Raw genomic sequence first — 22157 nt, forward strand, 5'->3', positions numbered from 1 at the left:
TATCTTGTGGTGAAAAACTTTAATTTTTGTTTCAAACACAAGATATTGATTTGCTATTTCAACTTATACAGCTTGAAATGAGTGAGTTTCAAGTCTGTCTGCTGATAATTTTCCTTTAATTGTTTTTGGACATCTTGAAGAACAGACACTTGATTGTTGACCAAAATATAAGTTGGTGTCGTTTCTTTCAAGCTATTCACTAAGGACATTTGATTTTCATCTGTTCCTTTGTACAAGCTAGGGGTTAAAATCGGTACCGCAGATAGGCGCCCACTCGCTTGGTAAAGAGCTGCTGTTGTGTCCCAAGCATAGATTTTATCAGTAGTCTTTGATTTGCTCTTGATATAATTTGCCGCAGAAATACGCTCACTTGTTGCGCCTATCGATAAAACATACTGATTGACAAATGGAAAACCAATTAAATAAATCATTGCTAGAAGCGGTAAAAAAGCATTCTTTGTGATATAAGTTCCGAAAACAGACGAAGATTTTTGAACTCTACTGTGCCTTCCACCTCTATGGTATGACTGCTTCCCAAGCCACATACTGAGCAAAATCAGGAAGAATGGCAAAATCGGCAACAGTTGATAAGCTCCCCGATCTGGCAAAAAGAAAACAAACATAACAAGAAAGAGAGAGGCTAAAAAACTAAAGAGTTGTAGAAATCGTTCTAAAGAATTCGTTGGCAATGAAAAACTTCTCACCCAAGTTACAACTACACCAAGCCCAATAATGAGTCCACCATAAAGCAAACCATTATACAACAAGTGCTGCCCTGAAAAATGCAGACTTTCCAACGGATAAAGAATCTGACTAATGGCGAGACCAAAACTACCATTTAAAACTGTATAATATCCCAAAGGATAAAACACAAGCGAAAAGCCTACAAGTGTAGCTAAAAATTGATAAAGACCACGTGCTTTTTTCTTTGCCCCAATATTATAGACTAACAAAGCAATGAAAGCCACCAGATAAAACACAAGACTTGTCATTGGGTCCGTCATAAACATCAGCGCACCAAGAGCACCAAAACCAATAAAGCCTCTGTCACTAGCTTCTCCTGCCACATAGCGCATCAGAAAGTATAGCGCACCAAATACAAAAGGAAAAACAAAAATACTAGAGTATAAGCCGCCCCAGCCTAAAGCGAGCGTCAAACAATAGAATAAAGAAAGGATTTTGATAGAAGTGTTTTTTACAGCCGTTAATTGATATACGATTTTAAACAGATAAATTCCTGCAACAAACAAAGCCAAGCATTGCATTGCCGCAAAGAAAATATTGCCCATGAAGAGACTACCCGCCCAATTAGCTAGATAATAAAGCAGACCACTTGTTCCATAGATATTTCCATAAATAACCTGCCCTTGCGCCATTGCCCAACCTGCATATAAATTTTGAGATTGCAGGTTTGTGGCAAGATTAGTCAGCAATGGATTAGCGACACTCAAAACGCTCAATAATAAGCTCCACAAAAATAAAACGACAAAAGGAGTCGACGTTAGCTCTATAAAAACCGATTTTTTCTCGTTCTCTTCGTGAAGCGTCTCTGCTACTGTCTCTTTCATCTCTTGTTCAGGCGTTGTATCATACATAAAGATTCTCCTTGATATCAGTCTTATCTAGTATATCAAAATCTTCCCTATCTGTCAGCTTGATTCTGACAAGTTCTGCATCTTTTGCAAAAGTAAAGCATAGTATTCCAATTCTCGAAAACGATGATAACTTACAGCCACATACTCTTTCAAAAATTCCTTTTCTTCACGTGATAAACCTATGACCATTCTGCCTCCTTTTACTAGATTATTCGTAAAAAAAGAAAAGATTCCTCTTATTGCAAGAAGAATTTTATAGCATCGGTGCAAATAATTCGACAATTTCTTTAATCAAGCGTTGATACCAGGTATTTTTAATGGTATCTTCATGTATTTCTTGTGAGGTTTCAAACAACTCCTCAAAATCTCGCTTCAAGTCAAACATAGAAGGCGTTTTATACATCAAAACAGCATTTTCATAGTGATGAACTAAGCTGCGGTAATCAAAATTGATTGTTCCGACAACACCAAAGTCATCATCAGCCACTACATGCTTACTGTGAATAAAGCCCGGTGTATATTCGTAAATCCGAACCCCAGCCGCCATTAAATCTGGATAAGCTCCTCGCGTAATGAGCTGAATGATTTTTTTATCTGGAATATAAGGTGTCACAATTCGGACATCTACCCCCCGCATAGCAGCATTTTTGATGTCTTCCGTCAAATCATAATCAATGATTAAATACGGCGTGGCAATATACACATAATCTGTCGCCTGGCTGATTATATTTTGATAGACATTTTTACCCACTTGAGCTTTGTACATGGGCTTCGGTCCACTCCCGTACGGAATATAGAGCCCTGGCGCATCTACAGCTTTGTTATCCAAATGATAGCGATCGAAATCACTGATTTTCCCACGGTTGATATACCAGTTCATCAGAAACAGCCGTGTCAAGGCTTTCACAGCGCGCCCATTCAGACGAATCCCGCCGTCTTTCCAGTGACCAAATCGCTCGATGTGATTGATGTATTCATCTGCCAGATTGATGCCACCGGTATAGCCAATCTGCCCGTCAACGACGAGGATTTTCCGATGATCTCGATTATTATAAGCCACCGTCATCCGCGGAATCACTTTGTTAAACTTATGAGCGTCAATCCCCATAGCCTGCAATCGGCTAGTATAATCTCCCGGAAGAGTTGCCATACAGCCAATGTCATCATAGAGCATTTTCACTTCCACACCTTGGGCTGCCTTTTCACGCAGAATATCCAAAATACTATTCCACATGAGACCTTCTTCTACAATGTAATATTCCAAAAAAATAAATTTTTCTGCATTGCGTAAATCTTCCAGCATTTTCTGGAACATCGCTTCTCCCAAAGGGAAAAATTGCGATTCCGTGCCGTCGTAAATATCCGCATTATGATCCATGCTGAGAAGCGACTTGATAATCCCGTAAGCTGATTTATCTGTCTTTTTCAAGTCTAACCGCAACTCATAACTATTGTCCTCACGAAATTTCATCTGATCCATATTTTTCAACTGTTTCAGCTCACTTCTGGACAATCGGCGCTCACCAAACATCAAATAAAGCAAGGGACCAATGACTGGAACAAACGCTACCAAGAGCCAAGTTACTTTGCTTTCTGGTGTCATTGAGCGATTGACAATCGCTAAAATCGTTGCCAAGCTGAATAAAATCACAAAGACAATCCATAAAGTAGGTGTCCAGCGACCAAGCCAAAAGAAAAACCAAAAAATGAGTGCAAGTTCTAGTACCATGATAATAATACTAAAACCATATTTTGACATCAATAGCTGAAATTTCCTAAGATTCATTTTCTCCCCCTGCTTTTACTTAGTACTAGTATAACGGGGATTTCCTAATAAATCAAGCCAGAATCACTCATTCTTCGATATTCAAAGTATTTTTTCATTAGAGCAAAAAAGAGTAAAAGAAAAGTTGTGATTCGTAACCATCAACTTTCTCTCCTACTCCCTATTTCTACATTTTAACTAGAATACTGATTGTTGTCCACTACCAATTTAGAAAGCAGTTAAAGGCAACAGATAAAGTTCATGAAGCATGCCCCTTTGTGAATAATTCGCTAAAACAAATGCAACTTCTCCTATCGACTTGTATGAATCAATAAACTTAAATCAAACGCGTCCTAGTTTTCGCAAGATCATATCAAATTTTGATCAAGAAATTTTGCACCAACGTTAGACAGGTTATTGCTTCGTTAAAACGACTGTATCATTTTCTCCATTTTCTTGCTCAATATCCTCAATCGTTAACCGATTGCCATCAATCATATAACGCTCAATGTCATCACCAATCGTCATTCTCTGATTTGTCGAATCAATGCTTACTTGTTTTACTTTCTCTTTACCGTTTGGCTCTTTTTCTGTCCACGTACCACTATTTCCTTTGATAACCAAAGTAATCTCATCTTCTTCGTCCATACCTTTATAAGTACCGTCTAATTTTTCTGACGAACTTTCTGCAATAGTTGACGAAGCACTACTCTCACTTGAGACTGTAGTTGATTGGCTGCTTGAGACAGATTGAGAAGACGGTGAAGTTTGGTTAGACTTGACGCACGACGCCAAAATGATAAGTCCTATCAGAAAAAATGCGATGTAGCTGAATTTCTTTAATTGTACCATTTTTATCCTCCTTTACTTACATTTCTATTATACCATCCACCATTCTAATCAGTCAATTTCTTTCTCCAAAAGAAAAGCACGAACTTCCGCAATGAAATAAAGAGAACCTGTCACAAAAAGAAGCTGATTATCAGTAGAATTTTTAATGAATTGTTCAATAAACTCCCGATAAGAGGAAACATAGGTTTCAGTTGTCAGATTCCGCTTGTCTATTGCACCGTCATCCTCAAATGTCGTTACGAATAACTGCACATGAGGCAATTCTTGTTTTAGATAAGACAGCATCCCCTGATAATTTTTGCGTTTCAAAGCACCAAATAAGAGAAAAATTTCTTTCCGTTCTTGCTGACGAATAAACTCCACTAAACGGGACAAAGCTGGTAAATTGTGAGCCCCGTCCAGATAAATTCCTCGCTCAAAATATTCCAGCCGCCCTGCCCAATGTGTCTCTTGCAGAGCTTTTCGTACTAGCTCTATTTGCACTTGCCAGCTGTGTTGCCCCATAAACAAAAGAAAACTTTGCAAAGCAACAGCGGCATTTTCTTCCTGATAAGTACCTGCTAGGCTCAACTTTAGATGAGGAATATTCACATCTGGGCTGAAAAATCGTCCCTTTGAAAACGAAAAATCTCTGCCATATTCGTACAAAACAACATCTAGCTTTTTCGCACGCAGTTCACAGATCCTTCTCGCTTCTTCAGCCAGTGGTCCGATGACAGCCACTTTTTTCTCCTTAAAAATCCCTGCTTTCTGCTCCGCAATGGCGGCTATGGAGTCTCCTAAGGTTTCTTGATGATCCAAACCCACAGACGTCACCACCGCAATATCTCCTGCCACTACATTTGTCGTGTCTAAAAGCCCACCAATGCCCACTTCAATTAAAGCCACATCTACTTGCTCTTCTTTGAAATACAATAAAGCCATAAGGGTTAAAATTTCAAAATAAGAAAGTGGGCCATGTGTTTGTCGAAGCTGTCTTTCCATTTCCCGAACTTGGCGTCCCAGTCGAACGAAATCTTCATTAGAAATGGGTTCATGGTTGATACAAATCCGGTCATGAACACTTGCCATGTGAGGCGACGTAAAGGTCCCTACTTTCTTTTCGTGCTGCACAAATAGCTGACTCATAAACGCAACCGTTGAGCCTTTCCCGTTCGTTCCTGTCACATGAATAATGGGATAATTTTCTTCAGGATGATTCAAAAGACTTATAGCCTGTCTCATTCGCTCTAAACCAGAGCGAAAGTTTAGTCCAATGCGACTTTCCAACCACATTTCAATTTCATTCATATTCTTCTCCCAGCAAAAAGGGAGTGAAACAGAACCAGATTTTGGTTCATGTCACACCCCACAACTCACTTGAATGGTTGGTACTCTTGCTCCACACAGGAATTAAACCAACCACTCATTCGTATACTATAAAATAACGATTCACACAGCCTTTTAATCTTTTCATCGTCTGTAAGTATGAAAAGCTAGCGTACACAATTTTTATTCTTCCATAAAGCTATTGAAAACTTCTTCAATCATGTCCCATTCAGCATCTGAATCTTCTGGGATTGGTTGCAAATCGCCTTCTGTTCCGTCCTCATTTTCAGTAAACGAGTAGGCTTGAATTTCTACCTCGCCATTTTCATCTTCTTCTGCGCTAGCTGGAATCAAGAGAACGTAGTTTTTTCCAAATTCTTCTTTTCCGTCAATGGTCAAGAGAATTTCAAACAAAGTTTCATTTCCTTGCTCATCTACTAGCGTAATCAATTCACGTTCTTCGTGTTCATGGTCATGGTTATGATCGTGTGCCATGTTTTCTCCTTTATTATTAAAAATTTCGATCTAAATAATTTTGTAAAATGAGCTGCGCTGCGAGCTTATCAATCACTTTTTTCCGCTTCTTTCTGCTCACATCTGCCTGCTCAATCAACATTCTCTCCGCAGCTACCGTTGTTAGGCGTTCATCTTGATAGTCAACAGGAAGCTGAAACAGCTGTTCCAGTCTACCACCATAGGCCTGACTTGCTTCGACACGCGGACCACTTGTATTGTTCATGTTTTTTGGGAGTCCTACAACGAACTTGTCAACCTTATATTCTTTTACAAGCTCACTCAAACGATCAAAGCCAAATTCCCCTTTTTCTTCATCAATAGGAATAATTTCAAGTCCTTGAGCTGTAAAACCAAGTGGATCACTAACCGCGACACCAACCGTTTTTGAACCAACATCTAACCCCATAATTCTCATTAGAGATCAATGCCTTGCCCTTTCAAATAATAACGAACTAATTCTTCTACAATCTCATCACGTTCATATTTACGAATTTGATTTCGTGCATTATTATAGCGAGGTACATACGCAGGATCACCACTAAGCACGTATCCCACGATTTGGTTGATTGGGTTATAACCCTTTTCATTCAGCGACACATAGACATCTTTCAATGTTTCACTAATCTCTTTTTTGTTTGAATCATCAAGATTAAAACGTACTGTCTCATCTGTAAATCCCACAATTACACCTTCTTTCACTAGAATACCCATATTATAGCACATTTCAAGACTTTTCACAAATGAAAGGGGTTGAAAAAAGCTGAATAAATTTCAGCTTTTTTGTTTCATATACACCTATAAAATCATGGATTTGCAACTTCTTTAGCACCAGCTGCTTTGACAGATTCAATATATTGTTTGGGTGTTAAATTTTTGATAGTTGAAAACATAGAGCCATATGTATCCAGTTTTGATGCTTCATCAAGGTTGATTTTGCTCATATCAATATTGATTGTAACTTTAATAATATAGTCTTTTGTAATGTCTGTTTTAACATCAACACCGCCCAAAGACTTAAATTTATCCAATCCTGCAGCCTTTTCAAAAGCAGAAATCAAGTACGGCTTAGTGCTTTCTAAATCTTGACCCGCTAATGCACTCTTCATATTTTCAGGAAGTATTTGTTCAAGATTTATCACAAACTTCTTAAAGGTTTTTCCTTCATAAGAAATAGTTTGCGTAAGTGTTTGTTCAATCCCTTGGACAGTCTGTTTTTGTTGAAAAGACTTGGTCACAACAGAATCTTTTTTCACAACACTCGAACCAGTCTTACTATCCCCCGACTGATTCTGACCGGATTTTTGACCACAAGCTGTGAGTAGCAACAAACTCGCTCCTAACAAAACAACCGATTTTCTCATAAAAATATCCTCCTTGTATTTTAGAGCTTTATAAGAATAGTATACCATCTTTTGTAAGCGTTGTCAAAAAGAGCCGTCTAAAAAATCAATTCGTGTTTAACAAGTTATTGATTGACTTCCGTTGCACCACTGGCAATCTGATCTTCAACATATTCTTTTGGTTTCATTTTTAAAAATTCTTTTAATTTCATATTCTTTAAATACTCAGTATTTGCGGCTTTATTAACATCCAAAACTTGAAAATCAAAAGTATGAATTCGCTTCAATTCTTGCTCATTTATAATTTCCAAAGAGGTCGAAAAACCTTCCAAACTTTTTGCTTGTGTAAATTTTTCATCTTCAGACAAAGATTTCTCCAATAATTTTTGTGCCTCAGCAACTCCAACTTCCGCAACTACTTTTTTCATTTCTTCTTTCATCGGCATGATTTGCTCAATCGTTAAACTTAAAAATTGATCGCCTTTGTAAGTAATTGTTTGTGTTTGTTGAACCCCTTCAGCTGTTTTAGGGAATGATAAGGTTTTTGTCACAACTGTTTCTTTTTCAGCGTTTGCAATAACTGGCAACGTACTATCAATTGATTGCTTGCTTGTTTTTGATTTTGTTTCTTTCTTTTGACCACATCCTGCTAAGACTGTAAGAATAATGGTTAATAGAATCAGGCTTCTTTTCATGGATTAACTCCTCCTCATTCTTTATTTTATCATATTTTTAATATCAATAAACATCGAAATAAAAAAAGAGTGGAAATTCCACTCTTTACAAGGCTGCACGTAAACGCGCTTCTGTATTTTCAACATTACGAACCGAGCGAGGTAAGAATGCACGAATATCGTCTTCTTTGTAGCCCACTTGTAGGCGCTTGTCATCTACTAGAATAGGGCTTTTCAAGATGCGTGGAGTTTCCATAATCAAGTCAATCACTTCATTCACACTTAATTCTTCAATATCTACACCTAAGCCTTTTGCATAACGATTTTTTGAAGAAACAATGCTTGCAACCCCATTTTCAGTTTTTGTTAGAATATCTAATAACTCTTCTTTTGTAATTCCTTCTTTACCAAGATTTTGTTCTTTATAAGTTAACTGGTGAGCATTGAGCCATGTTTTTGCTTTTTTACAACTAGTGCAACTTGAGACAGTATAAATTGTAATCATGTAAGTACTCCTTTCGCCACACGGTACTATTATCATACTATATTATACCACAAAATCCCTCCGTCTTGCGACCTATTTTTAAAAAATTATTCCTCAATCTCAATCGCGTCATCCAAGTCTAGCGTTACTTCCTCCACCTTGTTTGCTGATTTAGTTGCTTCTGCATTTTTTTCATCTTCAGCATCATCCTCAATCAAACCGTAATGCACTCGAACTTTATGATCAATTTCATCAAAAATTTCTGGATGATCCGCCAAGTATTTCTTAGCATTTTCAGACCCTTGACCAATCTTTTCATCATTATAAGAATACCAAGCACCCGCTTTTTTGATAATATCAAGGTCTGTCGCAATTTTAATCAACTCGCCTGTTTTAGAAATTCCTTCTCCATACATGATTTCTACGAAAGCTTCCTTGAATGGCGGAGCAACCTTATTCTTCACAACCTTAATCTTAGTTTCCTTACCAACATTGGTATCTTTTTCATCACCAGTTCCTTTGATTTGGGTATTTCCGCGAACATCCAAACGAACAGACGCATAGAATTTCAAGGCACGACCACCAGGTGTTGTTTCTGGATTTCCAAACATAATACCAACTTTTTCACGCAATTGGTTGATGAAAATCGCAATTGTCTTCGTTTTGTTAATAGAAGCAGACAATTTACGCATAGCTTGACTCATCATCCGCGCTTGCAAACCAACGTGACTATCTCCAATGTCTCCATCAATCTCAGCACGTGGTACGAGGGCTGCCACGGAGTCAATAACTACCAAATCTACCGCACCAGAGTCAATCAATTTCCCAGCAATCTCAAGACCTTGCTCACCAGAGTCTGGCTGAGAAAGTAAGAGTTCATCAATATTAACTCCAAGGGCTTGTGCATAAGCCGGGTCAAGAGCGTGTTCTGCATCAATAAAAGCTGCAATACCGCCTTCTTTTTGAGCTTGCGCTACTGCATGAAGAGCTACGGTCGTCTTACCAGAAGACTCTGGTCCATAGATTTCAATAATCCGCCCCTTTGGATACCCTCCTGCACCAAGTGCAATATCTAGTGCCAAACTACCTGAGCTCATGACTTGAACTTTTTGTTCAGCGCGCTCACCTAGGCGCATAATCGCTCCTTTACCAAAATCTTTTTCAATATTTTTAAGTGCAGTATCTAGCGCTTTTTGACGTTCCTCGCCAAATTTCTTTGAAATTTCTTCTAATTTTTTTTGTTTTTTTGCCATTTATTTCTCCTGTATAGTGATAAATTATTTTTTTGCCTATCTGATCATTATAGCATATTTTCGTTTTTTAATAAAGTTTTTCGCAGCAGATTGAAAGCATGCAGAACGGCTATTTTACGTACATCTGTCCGACTGCGACCGGCAATATTAACCTTAATAGACTGAACATCCTCTGTGGTTGCTAAGCCGATATAAACTGTCCCTGCTGGATGTCCTTCTAAGCTGTCTGGGCCTGCCACCCCTGTCAAGCTCACCGCATAGTCACTAGCAGTCAATTTTCTTGCCTGCTCAGCCATTTTCTCCGCTGTAAAAGCTGAAACCACCCCATACTTTTCCAAGTCTGCCAAGGGAATGCCCAGCATTCGGCTCTTTTCCTCCATACTGTAGGTAACAAAGCCACCACTAAAAACATTGGAGGCTCCAGCAAAGTTTGCCAAAGTTGCTTGAAAGAGTCCTGCAGTCAAACTTTCAGCTGCTGTGACAGTCTTTCCTGCTCTTCTCAGCAGTTCAAAAGCTGTTTGTCCCAGAGAATTATCATCTCCATAAGCGTAGAAAAGATCAGCTAAATGTTGTTTCTCAAAAGTCTGTACTGCCAAAATTTTCTTTTCTAAACGAGTAAACTTAACATCCGCTTCCTTTTGACTAGTAGCCTTGGTGGACAATCGCAAAGTTACTTCTCCCGTCTTAGCATAAGGAGCAATGGTCGGATCCGTTTGAGTATCAATTAAATCCCCTAAAAGGGTTACTAATTGACTTTCACCAATACCAAAGAAACGCAAAACTCTTGAATACAATTTTTGGCCAGTCGCTAAAAGCGGAACCAGCTCATTATTTACCATAGGTTTTAATTCACTAGGCGGACCAGGCAGAACGACATAAGTCACACCACCGACTTCAATCACGCCCCCCACCGCAAGTCCGGTTTCGTTTTGGAGAGAGGTCGAGCCTTCCACTATCTGAGCTTGTCGCTCATTGTTTGGTGTTCGAACATAGTCCGGTCGACTTGCGAAGAAGCGATCCAATTTCTCCGTAGCCATTCGGTCAAATACCAACCTACGATTTAAGAATTTTGACAAAGTCTGCTTAGTCAAGTCATCTTCTGTTGGACCTAATCCTCCAGTTAAGATGATCAAATTACTACGATTTCGAGCGATTTCTAAAATGGATAACAGACGAGCTTCATTATCTCCGACCGCTGTTTGGAAATACACATCTACTCCCAGACTCGCTAATTTTTCAGATAAAAATTGGGCGTTTGTATTGACAATCTGACCTGTCAGAATTTCAGTACCCACAGCAATAATTTCTGCTTTCATAAAACCTCCTACCTTACTATTCGCAATTGATTTTATTTTATCACAAAAAATCTTAAAAAAGTTGATTTTCATTTCAGGAAATAAAAAGAGCTGTCAAGTTCCTTGACAAACTTGTCAACATGCTGTGGAAAACTTTTAAGAATGACTGGTGTTATGCAGAATAACTGGATTGTTAGGGAAATGCTATTGGTAAATGGTTTCATTATTTTTATAATAAAGATGAAAAAGGAAATCATCTAAATATTTTTATTTGAAGAAAGGAGAGCATCATGAAAATTTCACAAGTTCTCAAAGATATTCGTCAACAAAATCAACTCACTCAGGAGGCTTTGGCAGAAAGACTCAAGGTTTCCCGCTCCACCATTGCCCGCTGGGAAAGCGAAAAAGGTATCCCTGATATTGGAAATCTCATCGCTATCAGTCGGGAGTTCGATATCAGTCTGGACACACTCATCAAGGAGGATGAGCGCTTGGAGAAAAAGGTTATCGAAGACAGTAAGGCCAAGAAATGGCATTATTTAGTCATTTTCTATCTCTTCTCCGTTTTGGTTGAGATTGCTATTTTTACCTATTTGCATCATATCTTTATGGCTGGCTTCCTCATATCTACCCTCTTTATGCTTTTCTATGAATTACGCATCTTTATCAAGGAAAAGATTTGGATGCAGAAAGGAGAGTAAGGATATAAAGAGAATAACAAAAAACCTAGAGGTCTGGAACTTCTAGGTTTTCATTTGTTTATAGACAATAAAGTAATGATGAAAGCAATAATATTGTTACAACAATGGAGGGCAATTGGATACCAGATATTTTTGTCCTTTCTCAGATATAGGAGCGAGAGAAGAAGACCTCCGGCAACATAGGAAATGGCTGTCACCCACTCTGACAGGGCCCAGCTGTGCATATGAAGGGTGGCAAATAGAAAGGTGGTTAACACAATACCTAACCAGTTAGAGAATTTTGCCAAGAAGCTGCCTAGGAAAAAGCGACGGAAGAAAAACTCTTCAACAATCGGCCCAATCAAGCAGCCGATCAAAAGGATTAGAAAGGGATTTTTCAACAAGGCACCTTGAATATTGGCGTCATTCTGTCCCTGCAGTGGCAAGCCCAAACTGTGTTTAATCAGAACTGAAAGCAGGTTGCAGGCAATGGACAGGAGAAAAACGAAAACCATATACAGGGAAATCGTTTTTAGAAATTCCTTCTTTTTAGTCAGAATCAGGGCTAGCTGCTCCTTTAATTCTTCCCGATAAGATAAGATTCCCAAGATAAATAAAAGGAAATAAACGGGGTAAATCAACCAATTTATCCCAAGCAGTTGCAAGCCTCTACCTAGAAAGAAGATCGTATAGAGGCTTATAAAAATGAGGAGAAATTTTCTTGTTTTCATTGTTCTACTTCCAATCACAATCATTTTCATGGTCATTGACAAGTCCAGCTGCTTCTAGGAATGAATAGACACAAACAGGACCGACAAATTTGAAGCCTTGTTTTTTCAGCGCCTTAGACATGCTTTCTGACAGCTCTGTCTTGGCTGGCGCTTCCTTGTAGTTCGTAATTTCATTGTCAATCGTTTTGAAACCGACAAAGGACCAGATATAGTCATTAAAAGAGCCAAACTGCTTTTGAACAGCCAAAAAAGCTTGGGCATTAGCCCTAGTCGCATAAATTTTCATCTTGTTACGGATGATGTCAGGATTGTCCAACAAACCATCCAGATCTGCATCCGTCATCTGAGCAATTTTCTGAGCATCATAGAAATGAAAAGCTTCCCGAAAAGCCTGGCGTTTATTCAGAATGGTCTCCCAAGAAAGTCCAGCCTGATAGGTCTCCATGCAAAGCAATTCAAATAACTTCTGATCATCATGGAGGGGCTTGCCCCACTCCTCATCATGATAGGCTACATACAAGGGGTTGTTCATTTTTACCCAGCCGCAGCGTTTGGTCATAGCTTCCTCCTATTTCACCAACATCTTGAGAGCTGACTTGATATAGTTTTCAGCAGTGTCTGTTGTGCCTTCAAAGAATTTCTTGATTTTCTTAAGCTCAGCAGCCTTGTAGCCCAAAGCCAGCATGGCTTCCATGGCTTCTTCCAGCTCCTGATTATCCACAGTCTGGATGGGTGCCTTGCTTTCTGACGGACCATCCGCAGCCACTACTTTGCCTTCTAAGTCCAGCACCATCTGCTGGGCTGTCTTCTTGCCAATCTTAGGAAACTTGGTTAGGTAGGTGATGTTTTTCTGCTCAATGGCTTGCACCAAGCCAGCATTATCATCAGCTGCGATTATCGCAAGAGCAGAAACGGGGCCAATACCAGAAACCGAAATCAAATTGAGAAAAAGCTGCTTTTCATCCTCTGTGCGAAAACCGTAGAGGAGCTGGGCATCCTCTCTGACCACCTGATGAACAAAAACTTGAAGCTCCTGATTGACCTGACCTGAATAGGCATAGGGATTTGCCACATGCAGGATATAGCCAATTTGCCCCACCTCCACTACAATATATTTGGCTGTGATTTTACTTAAAATTCCTTTAAAATATTCGTACATGACTTCTCCTTTTCAACCCTTTTAGTATATCATATTTTCAACTAGAAAAAATTGAAGCTGTTGGAAAAACCTCACATTGGATAGAAAAAAGCTAAAAAACAGAGAATATGGTAACTCTCTGTTTTCAGGATATTTAGTATTTCCCCAATTCTCTCAGACTGGTATGATTTTCCTGAATCCGACGGAACATTTTTTCCATATCAGATTTAGTGAAGTTGACCAAAACGGGACGACCGTGAGGGCAGTTGTAGGGATTGTCGCATTGTGATAACTGAAAAATCAAATCACGTGCTGAATAGTCATCCAAACTGTGATTAGCTTTAATAGAGCGTTTACAACTCATCATAATAGCCAGCTCAGCGCGATATTTCTTGATAGAGACTTCCTTGGTTAGAAGGAGCATATCGCACATCTCATAAATACCTGATTCGATCTCCTCTTCCTTAAGCCAAATGGGATGTTCACGAAGAATAAATTGATTAGTTCCGTATTCTTCAAGGAAAACACCAGCTTCTTCCAAAAGAGACATACGTTGTTTCAGACGTAGCATATCATCGGCTGGAAATTCAAAGATATAGGGAACCAGAATCTGCTGCTGACTAGCATCTACATCTCCGATTTTTTCACGGTAATATTCGTACTTCACTCGCTCTTGAGCCGCATGCTGGTCAATGATATAGAGACCACCGTTTCCTTGAGCAAAAAGGTAGGTGCCATGCATTTGCCCGAAATATTCCAATTCTGGAAAAGTTGAAGTTTCTTCTCCATCTAGCTTATCTAAAGCTCTCTCTAAGCTCGCCTGATCCAGCTCTGGATGATCTAGTTGATTGTAAGAAGGAGATTGCCTTTCTGCAAATTTGACAGAAGCAGCTTTTGAATTGAGTTCAGCTGTATCAGCAGATTGTTGGTCTAATCGGTCAGATTCCTCAAAAGAAGGTTGGGCTTCTGACACTTGTGGTTTCACAAAGAAATCATTTCTTTCTTTATCGTAATAAAGTCGATTTTCCTTGAGAGGGAGGCTAGTCTGCTCAGGCTTATTTGCTCGGTTAATGGTTGATTTGGCTAAATTCTCTAATGCGTCCGGAATCAAATCCTGCTCTTTTAAACTCGCAGAAATGGCTTGCGAAATCAAGGCCATCAGTTCTCTCTCTTTTGAAATCCGCACTTCTTGCTTGGTCGGATGAACATTGACATCAGCAAGATATGGGTCAATCCGAATATCAATCACAGCAATCGGAAAACGTCCCACCATGAGCTTGCTACCATATCCATCTAAAATAGCTCGATTGAGCAGGAAATTCTTGATGTAGCGACCATTGATGAGAATGGTGATGTAATTCCGATTGGCACGCGTCAACTCTGGTAGGCTAATATAACCCGATACTTCAAAATCCAGATTAGAAGCTGAAATTTCAATCATTTTTTTTGCTGTTGTTAATCCATAGATACCAGCAATTGCTTGACGCAGATTTCCTGTTCCTGCCGTCCGAGTCAACTCTTTACCATCATTGAGCAAGATAAAAGCGACCTCTGGATGTGCTAGACTCAAACGGTTCATTACATCTACAATGTGAGACAGTTCTGCTTGTTGACTTTTCATATATTTTAAGCGAGCAGGTGTGTTGAAAAAGAGATCTTCCACCTTGATTTTGGTGCCTCTAGGACAGCTACTTGGTTCTATAGTTTCAATTTCTCCACCTTGCGCAATCAGAAGCGTTCCATGTGTTCCACCATTTGTCGCAGTTTCAATCGTCAAGCGTGAAACAGAAGCAATAGACGGAAGCGCTTCACCGCGAAAGCCCAAAGTCCGAATCCGAAAAAGGTCGGCTTGCTTCTTAATTTTACTCGTTGCGTGCCGCCGCAAAGCCAAGGAAACCTCCTCATGCTCAATTCCTTCACCATTATCGATGACTTGAATACTCTTGAGCCCTGCTTCTTCAATCTCAACTATAATCTGAGTGGCACCAGCATCAATGGAGTTTTCTATCAACTCCTTGACCACACTACTAGGACGCTCAATGACCTCACCTGCTGCAATCTGATTAGCAAGATTTTCTGGTAGTTCTATAATTTTTGACATAGTTTTCTCCGTAATTATTCTAGCTACTATTATAACATAAAGCTGTTTTTCTATCAGAGGTCTAGTGTGAGAGGATCTGGACCAGATTCTCCTTTTAAAAGCAACCAAATAGGCGGGCAAAACAACCACTTAGGTAAAAGACCTTGTTTTCCTAGCCGAAATAATGTTTAATAGATTTAGGAAGGGAAGGAAATAATGAATCTCCCTTGCAATGAAAGTCAGCAGTAAGCAAGATACAACATCATTGGGAAAGAAGGGGTGTTTATGAAAGTTCAATTACATATTGATGAAAAATTTTCAGAAGAAAAGATCATTATTGAAGCGCCTGTTTTGTCGGATTCCGTTCAACAACTGCTGACATTTGCTCAACATATCGGTAAAAATAAAACCATTCGAGCCAAAAAAGAGGAAGAGATTTACCTATTAGATACTGCTGAAATTCAGCGGGTTTATATTGAAAACCGCCAAGTTTGGGCTGAAACAGCGACAGGCAATTATCTCTTAGGGCTTCCGCTTTATCAAGTTTTGGAATTGCTTCCCACTGATTTTCTACAGATTTCCCAATCTGAAATCATCAATATCAAACAGATTGATCATCTGAAATTGACTGGCAGCGGTCTGATTCAGATTACACTAAAAAACGGTCAGATAACGTATTCATCTCGCCGTTATCTCAAAGCTATAAAGGAGAAATTACAGCTATGAAAAAAACATTATTCAGAGATGCTCTAGGAGGTATTGTTATCGGGCTTCTCCTATCCGTCATCTTTTCTTACTTTTTTGCACCTGTCTATCATCCGCTCAACCCTTATTCAGCAGTTGGTCTTTGGATGGAACAGCATCATATTCACGGCGCCTTAGTCGTTCTCTATTGCGCAGCGATATGGTGTCTAATCGGCTTGCTCTTTAGCTTAGGGAAAGAGCTTTTCAAAAAAGATTGGAGCATTCTCAAAGCAACAATCTGTCATTATGGGCTTATGATTTTAGGGTTTATCCCTCTAGCTCTATTAGCCGGCTGGTTTCCAAGTGAACCCATTTTCATCTTACAGTTAATTTTGGAATTTACTGTTGTTTATCTCATCCTTTGGGCAATCCTGTCTTATCTGACTAAAAAGAAAATTGAGAAAATCAATCATCACTTAAACAAACAAAGCAAATAGCAAGAAATAACCGCTGTGAAAAAACTCACAGCGGTTATTTGAGCCCAACTTAGAATGCAGATTGATAGAAAACGATCATAGCTTACTAAATTGTTGTGGTTTGAAGATTAGACCCTAGCTGCAATTCTGGTATGACATTTCAGCAAATTAAGCTGTTAGCCAGTCACATCCACTATAGCTTCAACATTTTAAAGTTCCTTCTTTATCTCTGCCACAGCCAACATCACTTCCATTGGGGTCATATTATAAATGTCCAACTGGCGCAACTCGTCTAAAATAGGTGATTCGGTTGCTTCTGTAAATAAAGACATCTGCTCAGCCACTTGATTTTTTTCACGAGCATCCGCAGGCAATGTATTAGAGATGCCAAAAGATGACTTCTCATTTGCTTGGCTTTCTAATCGTGTCAATATTTGATCCGCTCTTGTCAACAAATCATTTGGCAAACCTGCAATTTTTGCTACATGAATCCCATAAGATTTATCAGCAGGTCCAACCTCAATCTTATGAAGAAATGTTACTTGACCATCTTTTTCTAGGGTTGCTACATGGACATTTTCTAGTTGTGTCAAGCTAGTTGACAGTTCTGTCAACTCGTGATAGTGAGTCGCAAAAAGTGTCTTGGCTCCTGTCCGATTGTGAATATACTCAATAATAGCTTGAGCAAGCGCCATGCCATCATAGGTCGCTGTTCCTCTTCCTAACTCATCAAAAAGAATGAGTGAATTTTCTGTTGCTTGAGAAATAGCATGATTTGCTTCCATCATTTCTACCATAAAGGTTGATTGTCCAGATACCAAGTCATCTGCCGCACCAATTCGAGTGAAGATGGCATCAAAAATCGGCAATTGAGCGCTTTCAGCTGAAACATAAGAGCCCATTTGAGCCATAATCACAACAATCGCTAACTGCCGCATATAAGTTGACTTCCCACTCATATTTGGACCTGTAATTAGCTGAACATTAACATTCTCGTTCATTGAAATGCTGTTAGGAATATAGGTTTGTGCACCCATAACTTTTTCTACAACCGCATGCCGCCCTTTATCAATTTGGATAGAGCGCTGCTCAATAAATTCTGGTCTCACAAAATGTTGCTTTTCAGCTACAGCTGCAAAGCTTTGCAGCACATCAACCGTTGCCAGAGTTTGCGCCAAAGATTGCAGGCGTTTGATATATTTACCAGCTTCCTCACGAATGCGCATAAAAATCTCGTATTCCAAATTAGCTGATTTTTCACGCGCTTCCAACATCTCGCCTTCAATACGAGCCAGCTCTTCCGTACCAAAACGCTCCGAATTTTTCAAAGTTGCCTTGCGGAAAAAATGACTGGGAACGTGTTCAAGCTGGGAATTGGTGACATGGAAATAATAACCATCTTTTTTATTGTAATCAATCTTCAGGTTGTTAATTCCACTAGTTTCTCTTTCTTTCGCCTCAATATCTGCAATCCAACTCGTTCCATCTCGCATGATCACTCGATACTTGTCTAAAGTTTCATCAAAACCTGTTTTAATAATATTACCCTCTGTAATGACATTTGGAGCATCCGATGAAATTGCTGACTGAATCAAGGCCGCCAATTCAGGAATTTCATCCAATTTGGCAATCAAATCTTCCAAAACTGGGCTGTCAATTCCTTTTAAAATTCCCTTAATTTGTGGTACATGACTCAATGTCGCAGCAAGTTGTAATAAATCTTTCGGATTGGTCTTGCCAAACGAAACCCGACTGGCTAAACGCTCAATATCATACACTCCTTTGAGACTGTCTGATAAGTCACTGCGCTCAAAGAAATGATCTAAAAAGACTTGCACTACATCCTGCCGCTTGACGATTCGCTCTTTATCAATCAACGGACGTTGAATCCACGCTCTCAACAATCGCGTTCCCATAGCTGTCTTGGTCTCATCCATCAACCAATAAAGGCTACCGTGCTTCTTTCCTGTCCGAGCATTCTCTGTTAAATCCAGACTTGCCATAGTTGAGTAGTCCATCTGCAAGAAATCTTTGACTTCATAATGATAAACTTGTTTCAAATGACTAAGCTCACGTAGCTGCGTTTTATGAACATACTCTAATAATTTTCCAGCTACTTGATGCTCTAGCGGCGACAAGTCCTTTCCTAGTAGCTGAACATCATCAAATGTAGTTTCTACTTGCGATAAAAGGAGATTCATTTGAGTCTCCAATACTTGACGCTCCATTTCAGGCAATTCATACCCTATGACCACTTCACGCGCTCGTAGGTTTCGGATTTCTCCACAGACCATGTTAAAATCACTGAGAGTTGTAACTTGAAATTCACCTGTTCCCACATCCATATAAGCCAGCCCATATATACCTGCCAGCTTATCCAAAGCCACTAAAAAGTTGTTCTGACTGTCTGGCTTTGAAGAATCAACAACCGTCCCCGGCGTTATGACCTGCACCACTTCACGTTTGACTACTCCAACCGCTTTTTTAGGATCTTCCATTTGCTCTGCAATCGCAACTTTATAGCCTGCTTCAATTAAGACATCAATGTATTGCTGCACCGAGTGATAAGGAACTCCTGCCATTGGGATTGGATTTTCCGAGTTTTTATTGCGGCTAGTCAGAGCAATCTCTAAAATCTGTGCCGCATTGGTCGCATCATCATAGAATAATTCATAAAAATCTCCCATGCGAAACAACAAAAAAGCATCTGGATAATCTTTTTTTATATCTAAATACTGTTGCATTCCTGGAGATAGTTTTTCTTTTGTCATTCTCATCCTTTCTGTTGGTTAATAGTGATAAGAGTGGGATAGAAAACAATAGTTTCGTAGAAACTTGATTTCGTCGTCCCACATCCGCATAGCTGGGAGTGGGACAGGACTCATCTTGAAAATTTTCAGTTCGTAGTCTCACCTCCGCAGGGTTGCTCAACAGTCTGGGAGACTGTTGAGCAATCAGCTACTGCGTCTTGTTGACTACATAAACAAAGGAAGCTGAGCTCTTTGTCCCAGCCTCATCATTCATTCTCTTAATCCATTTTCTCAAGGAGCTGCTCTTCCATTTGTTTTGCAGCTGCTGTATCACGACAGATAACTAAGAGCGTGTTAGCCCCTGCTACCGTTCCTAAAATCAGCTCACCTTTATTGGCATCCACAAAGTTAGCCAGAATAGAAGCATCTCCTAAGCGAGTATGAAGAACCAAGGAAAATTCCGCCCGAGAAACACCCTCTACATGATAAGACAAGAACTCAACCAAATCGATTTTATTTGTTTCATCTGCTAAAACATAATAAACTTCATTGTTTTTCTTGGCTTTCGTCAATCCAATTTCACGTAAGTCCCGAGAGAGGGTTGTCTGTGTTACAATGATGCCTTGTGCCTTTAAACGATCCTGAATATCTTTTTGTGTACTCAGTTTTTCTTCCTTAATCATTCGCTTAATTAGTTTATGACGTTCACTCTTTTTCATTTTATCCTCAATAATGTATATTTATACTCAAAATTATACCAAAAAAATTGAAGATTCGTCAAAAAATATGTTAAAATACTAGTAAAAGACCAAAGGAGAAACCATGGATAATAAACAATTGATTGCAAGTGAATTGGCTAAGGTCATTGACAGCTTAGACCAAGACGCTATTTTAAATTTACTAGAAAAACCCAAAAGCTCAGATTTAGGTGATATCGCTTTTCCTGCCTTTTCTTTAGCGAAAGTAGAACGAAAAGCGCCTCAAGCAATTGCAGCAGACATTGCAGAAAAAATTGACTCAACAAACTTTGAAAAAGTAGTGGCAACTGGTCCTTATGTTAATTTCTTCCTTGATAAATCAAAAATTTCAGCTCAAGTTATCAAAGAAATTGTAAAAGAAGGAAATAACTATGGTCAGCAAAATGAAGGAAATGGAGAAAACATCACCATTGACCTCTCCAGCCCAAACATTGCAAAACCATTTTCAGTTGGTCATTTGCGCTCAACTGTTATCGGTGATGCCCTTTCTAATATTTTCCGTAAATTGGGCTATAACACCATTAAAATCAATCACTTAGGTGACTGGGGAAAACAATTCGGTCTTTTAATGGTGGCCTATAAAAAATGGGGCAGCAAAGAAGCCGTCGAAGCAAATCCAATTGATGAATTACTGAAACTGTACGTTCGTATCAATGCGGAAATCGAAACAGATCCTGAGCTTGATGACGAAGGTCGCCTCTGGTTCAAAAAACTAGAAGACGGCGATCCTGAAGCTACTGAATTATGGCAATGGTTCCGCGACGAAAGCCTGAAAGAATTTAACCGTATCTACAAATTGCTTGGTGTTGAATTCGATAGTCTGGCTGGTGAAGCCTTCTATAATGACAAGATGGACGAAGGCATCAAAATCCTTGAAGAAAAAGGATTGTTGGAAGAGTCTAAGGGGGCTAGCATTGTCAACCTTGATGATGTCAATCTGCCACCAGCTATGATTAAGAAATCTGACGGAGCAACACTTTACATTACACGTGATATTGCGACAGCTATGTACCGTGCTCGCACTTACAACTTCGTTAAAAACATTTATGCTGTAGGTCAAGAACAAGCTAATCACTTCAGACAATTAAAAGCCGTTTTGAAGAAGATGGGATTTGACTGGAGCGATGATATGATTCACGTAGACTTTGGATTGGTAACAAAGAACCGCCAAAAATTGTCTACACGTAAAGGAAATATCATCCTTCTTGAGCCAACTCTCCAAGAGGCTATCAGTCGTGCTAAATCACAAATTGAAGCCAAAAATCCTGACCTTGAAAACAAAGAGGCTGTTGCTCGTGCTGTCGGGGTAGGAGCTGTTAAATTCTACGATTTAAAAACAGACCGTCGCAACGGTTACGACTTTGATTTGGAAGCCATGGTATCCTTTGAAGGAGAAACAGGTCCATACATCCAATACGCTTATGCACGTATCCAATCAATCCTTCGCAAAGCTGACTTCAGGCCAAGTGCTGAAGCAACATACAGCCTAGATGATGCTGAAAGTTGGGAAATCATTAAACTGCTACAAGATTTTGCCCGTGTTGTCAAACGTGCAGCTGACAATTATGACCCATCACTCATTGCAAAATATGCGATCAGTCTTGCACAAGCATTTAACAAATTCTACGCACACACTCGTATCTTGGACGAAAGCCCTGAACGTGACAGCCGTCTGGCTCTCAGCTACGCAACAGCTGTTGTTCTAAAAGAATCTCTTCGTCTTCTCGGCGTTGATGCTCCAGAAAAAATGTAATTTTCTAACCCTATCAAAAAATCCT

General features: G+C 39.4%; 23 protein-coding genes. 4 read left to right on the top strand and 19 right to left on the bottom strand.

The window, feature by feature from the left end; genetic code table 11:
* Window positions 1–53: 53 nt before the first annotated feature.
* The 13 genes from EL087_RS08705 to EL087_RS08760 all read right to left on the bottom strand — a co-directional run bounded on the left by EL087_RS08705 (window position 54) and on the right by EL087_RS08760 (window position 11103).
* Window positions 54–1595, bottom strand: coding sequence for a heme transporter CcmD (locus EL087_RS08705; RefSeq protein WP_126408017.1), 1542 nt, complete (start codon window positions 1593–1595; stop codon window positions 54–56).
* A 54-nt stretch (window positions 1596–1649) separates the two neighbouring features.
* The gene (locus tag EL087_RS09500) at window positions 1650–1784 is read right to left on the bottom strand and encodes a hypothetical protein (RefSeq protein WP_003031261.1); all 135 of its coding nucleotides are present in this window, start codon (window positions 1782–1784) and stop codon (window positions 1650–1652) included.
* 64 nt (window positions 1785–1848) lie between these two features.
* The gene (cls, locus tag EL087_RS08710) at window positions 1849–3381 is read right to left on the bottom strand and encodes a cardiolipin synthase (protein WP_018543614.1); all 1533 of its coding nucleotides are present in this window, start codon (window positions 3379–3381) and stop codon (window positions 1849–1851) included.
* 393 nt (window positions 3382–3774) lie between these two features.
* Entirely contained in the window at window positions 3775–4212 is a 438-nt protein-coding gene (locus tag EL087_RS08715) for an SP_0198 family lipoprotein (RefSeq protein ID WP_126408019.1), read from the bottom strand.
* Between the two features lie 48 nt (window positions 4213–4260).
* Window positions 4261–5502: a bifunctional folylpolyglutamate synthase/dihydrofolate synthase gene (locus EL087_RS08720; RefSeq protein WP_126408020.1), complete on the bottom strand. Its 1242-nt coding sequence runs from the start codon at window positions 5500–5502 to the stop codon at window positions 4261–4263.
* A 201-nt stretch (window positions 5503–5703) separates the two neighbouring features.
* The gene (locus tag EL087_RS08725; protein ID WP_003027765.1) at window positions 5704–6015 is read right to left on the bottom strand and encodes a DUF1292 domain-containing protein; all 312 of its coding nucleotides are present in this window, start codon (window positions 6013–6015) and stop codon (window positions 5704–5706) included.
* Window positions 6016–6031: 16 nt separating this feature from the next.
* Window positions 6032–6451 (bottom strand): Holliday junction resolvase RuvX, encoded by a 420-nt coding sequence (gene ruvX / locus EL087_RS08730; RefSeq protein ID WP_037566947.1) that lies wholly within the window; start codon window positions 6449–6451, stop codon window positions 6032–6034.
* Window positions 6451–6717: an IreB family regulatory phosphoprotein gene (locus EL087_RS08735; RefSeq protein ID WP_009569646.1), complete on the bottom strand. Its 267-nt coding sequence runs from the start codon at window positions 6715–6717 to the stop codon at window positions 6451–6453. Before EL087_RS08735 ends, ruvX begins: the two co-directional genes overlap by 1 nt.
* 122 nt (window positions 6718–6839) lie before the next feature.
* Window positions 6840–7397 carry an SP0191 family lipoprotein gene (locus EL087_RS08740; protein ID WP_126408022.1) on the bottom strand — a complete coding sequence of 186 codons (558 nt, stop codon included), beginning with the start codon at window positions 7395–7397 and terminating at the stop codon, window positions 6840–6842.
* A 104-nt stretch (window positions 7398–7501) separates the two neighbouring features.
* The gene (locus tag EL087_RS08745; RefSeq protein ID WP_003040606.1) at window positions 7502–8071 is read right to left on the bottom strand and encodes an SP0191 family lipoprotein; all 570 of its coding nucleotides are present in this window, start codon (window positions 8069–8071) and stop codon (window positions 7502–7504) included.
* 85 nt (window positions 8072–8156) lie between these two features.
* The gene (gene spx, locus EL087_RS08750; protein ID WP_003027770.1) at window positions 8157–8555 is read right to left on the bottom strand and encodes a transcriptional regulator Spx; all 399 of its coding nucleotides are present in this window, start codon (window positions 8553–8555) and stop codon (window positions 8157–8159) included.
* Between the two features lie 86 nt (window positions 8556–8641).
* On the bottom strand, window positions 8642–9787 hold the full coding sequence (gene recA / locus EL087_RS08755; RefSeq protein ID WP_003040800.1) for a recombinase RecA: 1146 nt from the start codon (window positions 9785–9787) through the stop codon (window positions 8642–8644).
* 47 nt (window positions 9788–9834) lie between these two features.
* The gene (locus EL087_RS08760) at window positions 9835–11103 is read right to left on the bottom strand and encodes a competence/damage-inducible protein A (protein WP_003040629.1); all 1269 of its coding nucleotides are present in this window, start codon (window positions 11101–11103) and stop codon (window positions 9835–9837) included.
* Between the two features lie 269 nt (window positions 11104–11372).
* Between EL087_RS08760 and EL087_RS08770 the strand changes: the two genes are divergently transcribed.
* Complete coding sequence (locus EL087_RS08770; protein ID WP_126408024.1) at window positions 11373–11783, top strand: helix-turn-helix domain-containing protein; 411 nt, start codon at window positions 11373–11375, stop codon at window positions 11781–11783.
* A 50-nt stretch (window positions 11784–11833) separates the two neighbouring features.
* Here the strand turns inward: EL087_RS08770 and EL087_RS08775 are convergent, their stop codons facing one another.
* From EL087_RS08775 to mutL, 4 genes are all read right to left on the bottom strand, one after another.
* Entirely contained in the window at window positions 11834–12493 is a 660-nt protein-coding gene (locus tag EL087_RS08775) for a type II CAAX prenyl endopeptidase Rce1 family protein (protein ID WP_003040738.1), read from the bottom strand.
* Window positions 12494–12497: 4 nt separating this feature from the next.
* Window positions 12498–13052: a DNA-3-methyladenine glycosylase I gene (locus tag EL087_RS08780; RefSeq protein WP_003027778.1), complete on the bottom strand. Its 555-nt coding sequence runs from the start codon at window positions 13050–13052 to the stop codon at window positions 12498–12500.
* A gap of 9 nt (window positions 13053–13061) precedes the next feature.
* Complete coding sequence (gene ruvA / locus EL087_RS08785) at window positions 13062–13652, bottom strand: Holliday junction branch migration protein RuvA (RefSeq protein ID WP_003040577.1); 591 nt, start codon at window positions 13650–13652, stop codon at window positions 13062–13064.
* A 133-nt stretch (window positions 13653–13785) separates the two neighbouring features.
* Window positions 13786–15732 carry a DNA mismatch repair endonuclease MutL gene (gene mutL, locus EL087_RS08790; RefSeq protein WP_126408026.1) on the bottom strand — a complete coding sequence of 649 codons (1947 nt, stop codon included), beginning with the start codon at window positions 15730–15732 and terminating at the stop codon, window positions 13786–13788.
* Window positions 15733–15996: 264 nt separating this feature from the next.
* Here mutL and EL087_RS08795 point away from each other — a divergent pair, with 264 nt between their 5' ends.
* Complete coding sequence (locus tag EL087_RS08795; RefSeq protein ID WP_126408028.1) at window positions 15997–16437, top strand: LytTR family DNA-binding domain-containing protein; 441 nt, start codon at window positions 15997–15999, stop codon at window positions 16435–16437.
* The gene (locus tag EL087_RS08800) at window positions 16434–16892 is read left to right on the top strand and encodes a DUF3021 domain-containing protein (protein ID WP_003026654.1); all 459 of its coding nucleotides are present in this window, start codon (window positions 16434–16436) and stop codon (window positions 16890–16892) included. The genes EL087_RS08795 and EL087_RS08800 overlap by 4 nt, the downstream gene beginning before the upstream one ends.
* Window positions 16893–17080: 188 nt before the next feature.
* Here EL087_RS08800 and mutS read toward each other — a convergent pair whose 3' ends face one another.
* A complete protein-coding gene (gene mutS, locus EL087_RS08805; protein WP_126408030.1) occupies window positions 17081–19642 on the bottom strand; it encodes a DNA mismatch repair protein MutS in 2562 nt (853 codons plus the stop codon).
* 257 nt (window positions 19643–19899) lie between these two features.
* Window positions 19900–20340: an arginine repressor gene (argR, locus tag EL087_RS08810; RefSeq protein WP_003027809.1), complete on the bottom strand. Its 441-nt coding sequence runs from the start codon at window positions 20338–20340 to the stop codon at window positions 19900–19902.
* A 103-nt stretch (window positions 20341–20443) separates the two neighbouring features.
* On the opposite strand from argR, the gene argS reads away from it, so the two are divergent.
* Window positions 20444–22132: an arginine--tRNA ligase gene (gene argS / locus EL087_RS08815; protein WP_126408032.1), complete on the top strand. Its 1689-nt coding sequence runs from the start codon at window positions 20444–20446 to the stop codon at window positions 22130–22132.
* Window positions 22133–22157: the final 25 nt, after the last annotated feature.

It is taken from the genome of Streptococcus milleri (genome assembly GCF_900636525.1).
Lineage (GTDB): Bacteria > Bacillota > Bacilli > Lactobacillales > Streptococcaceae > Streptococcus > Streptococcus hominis.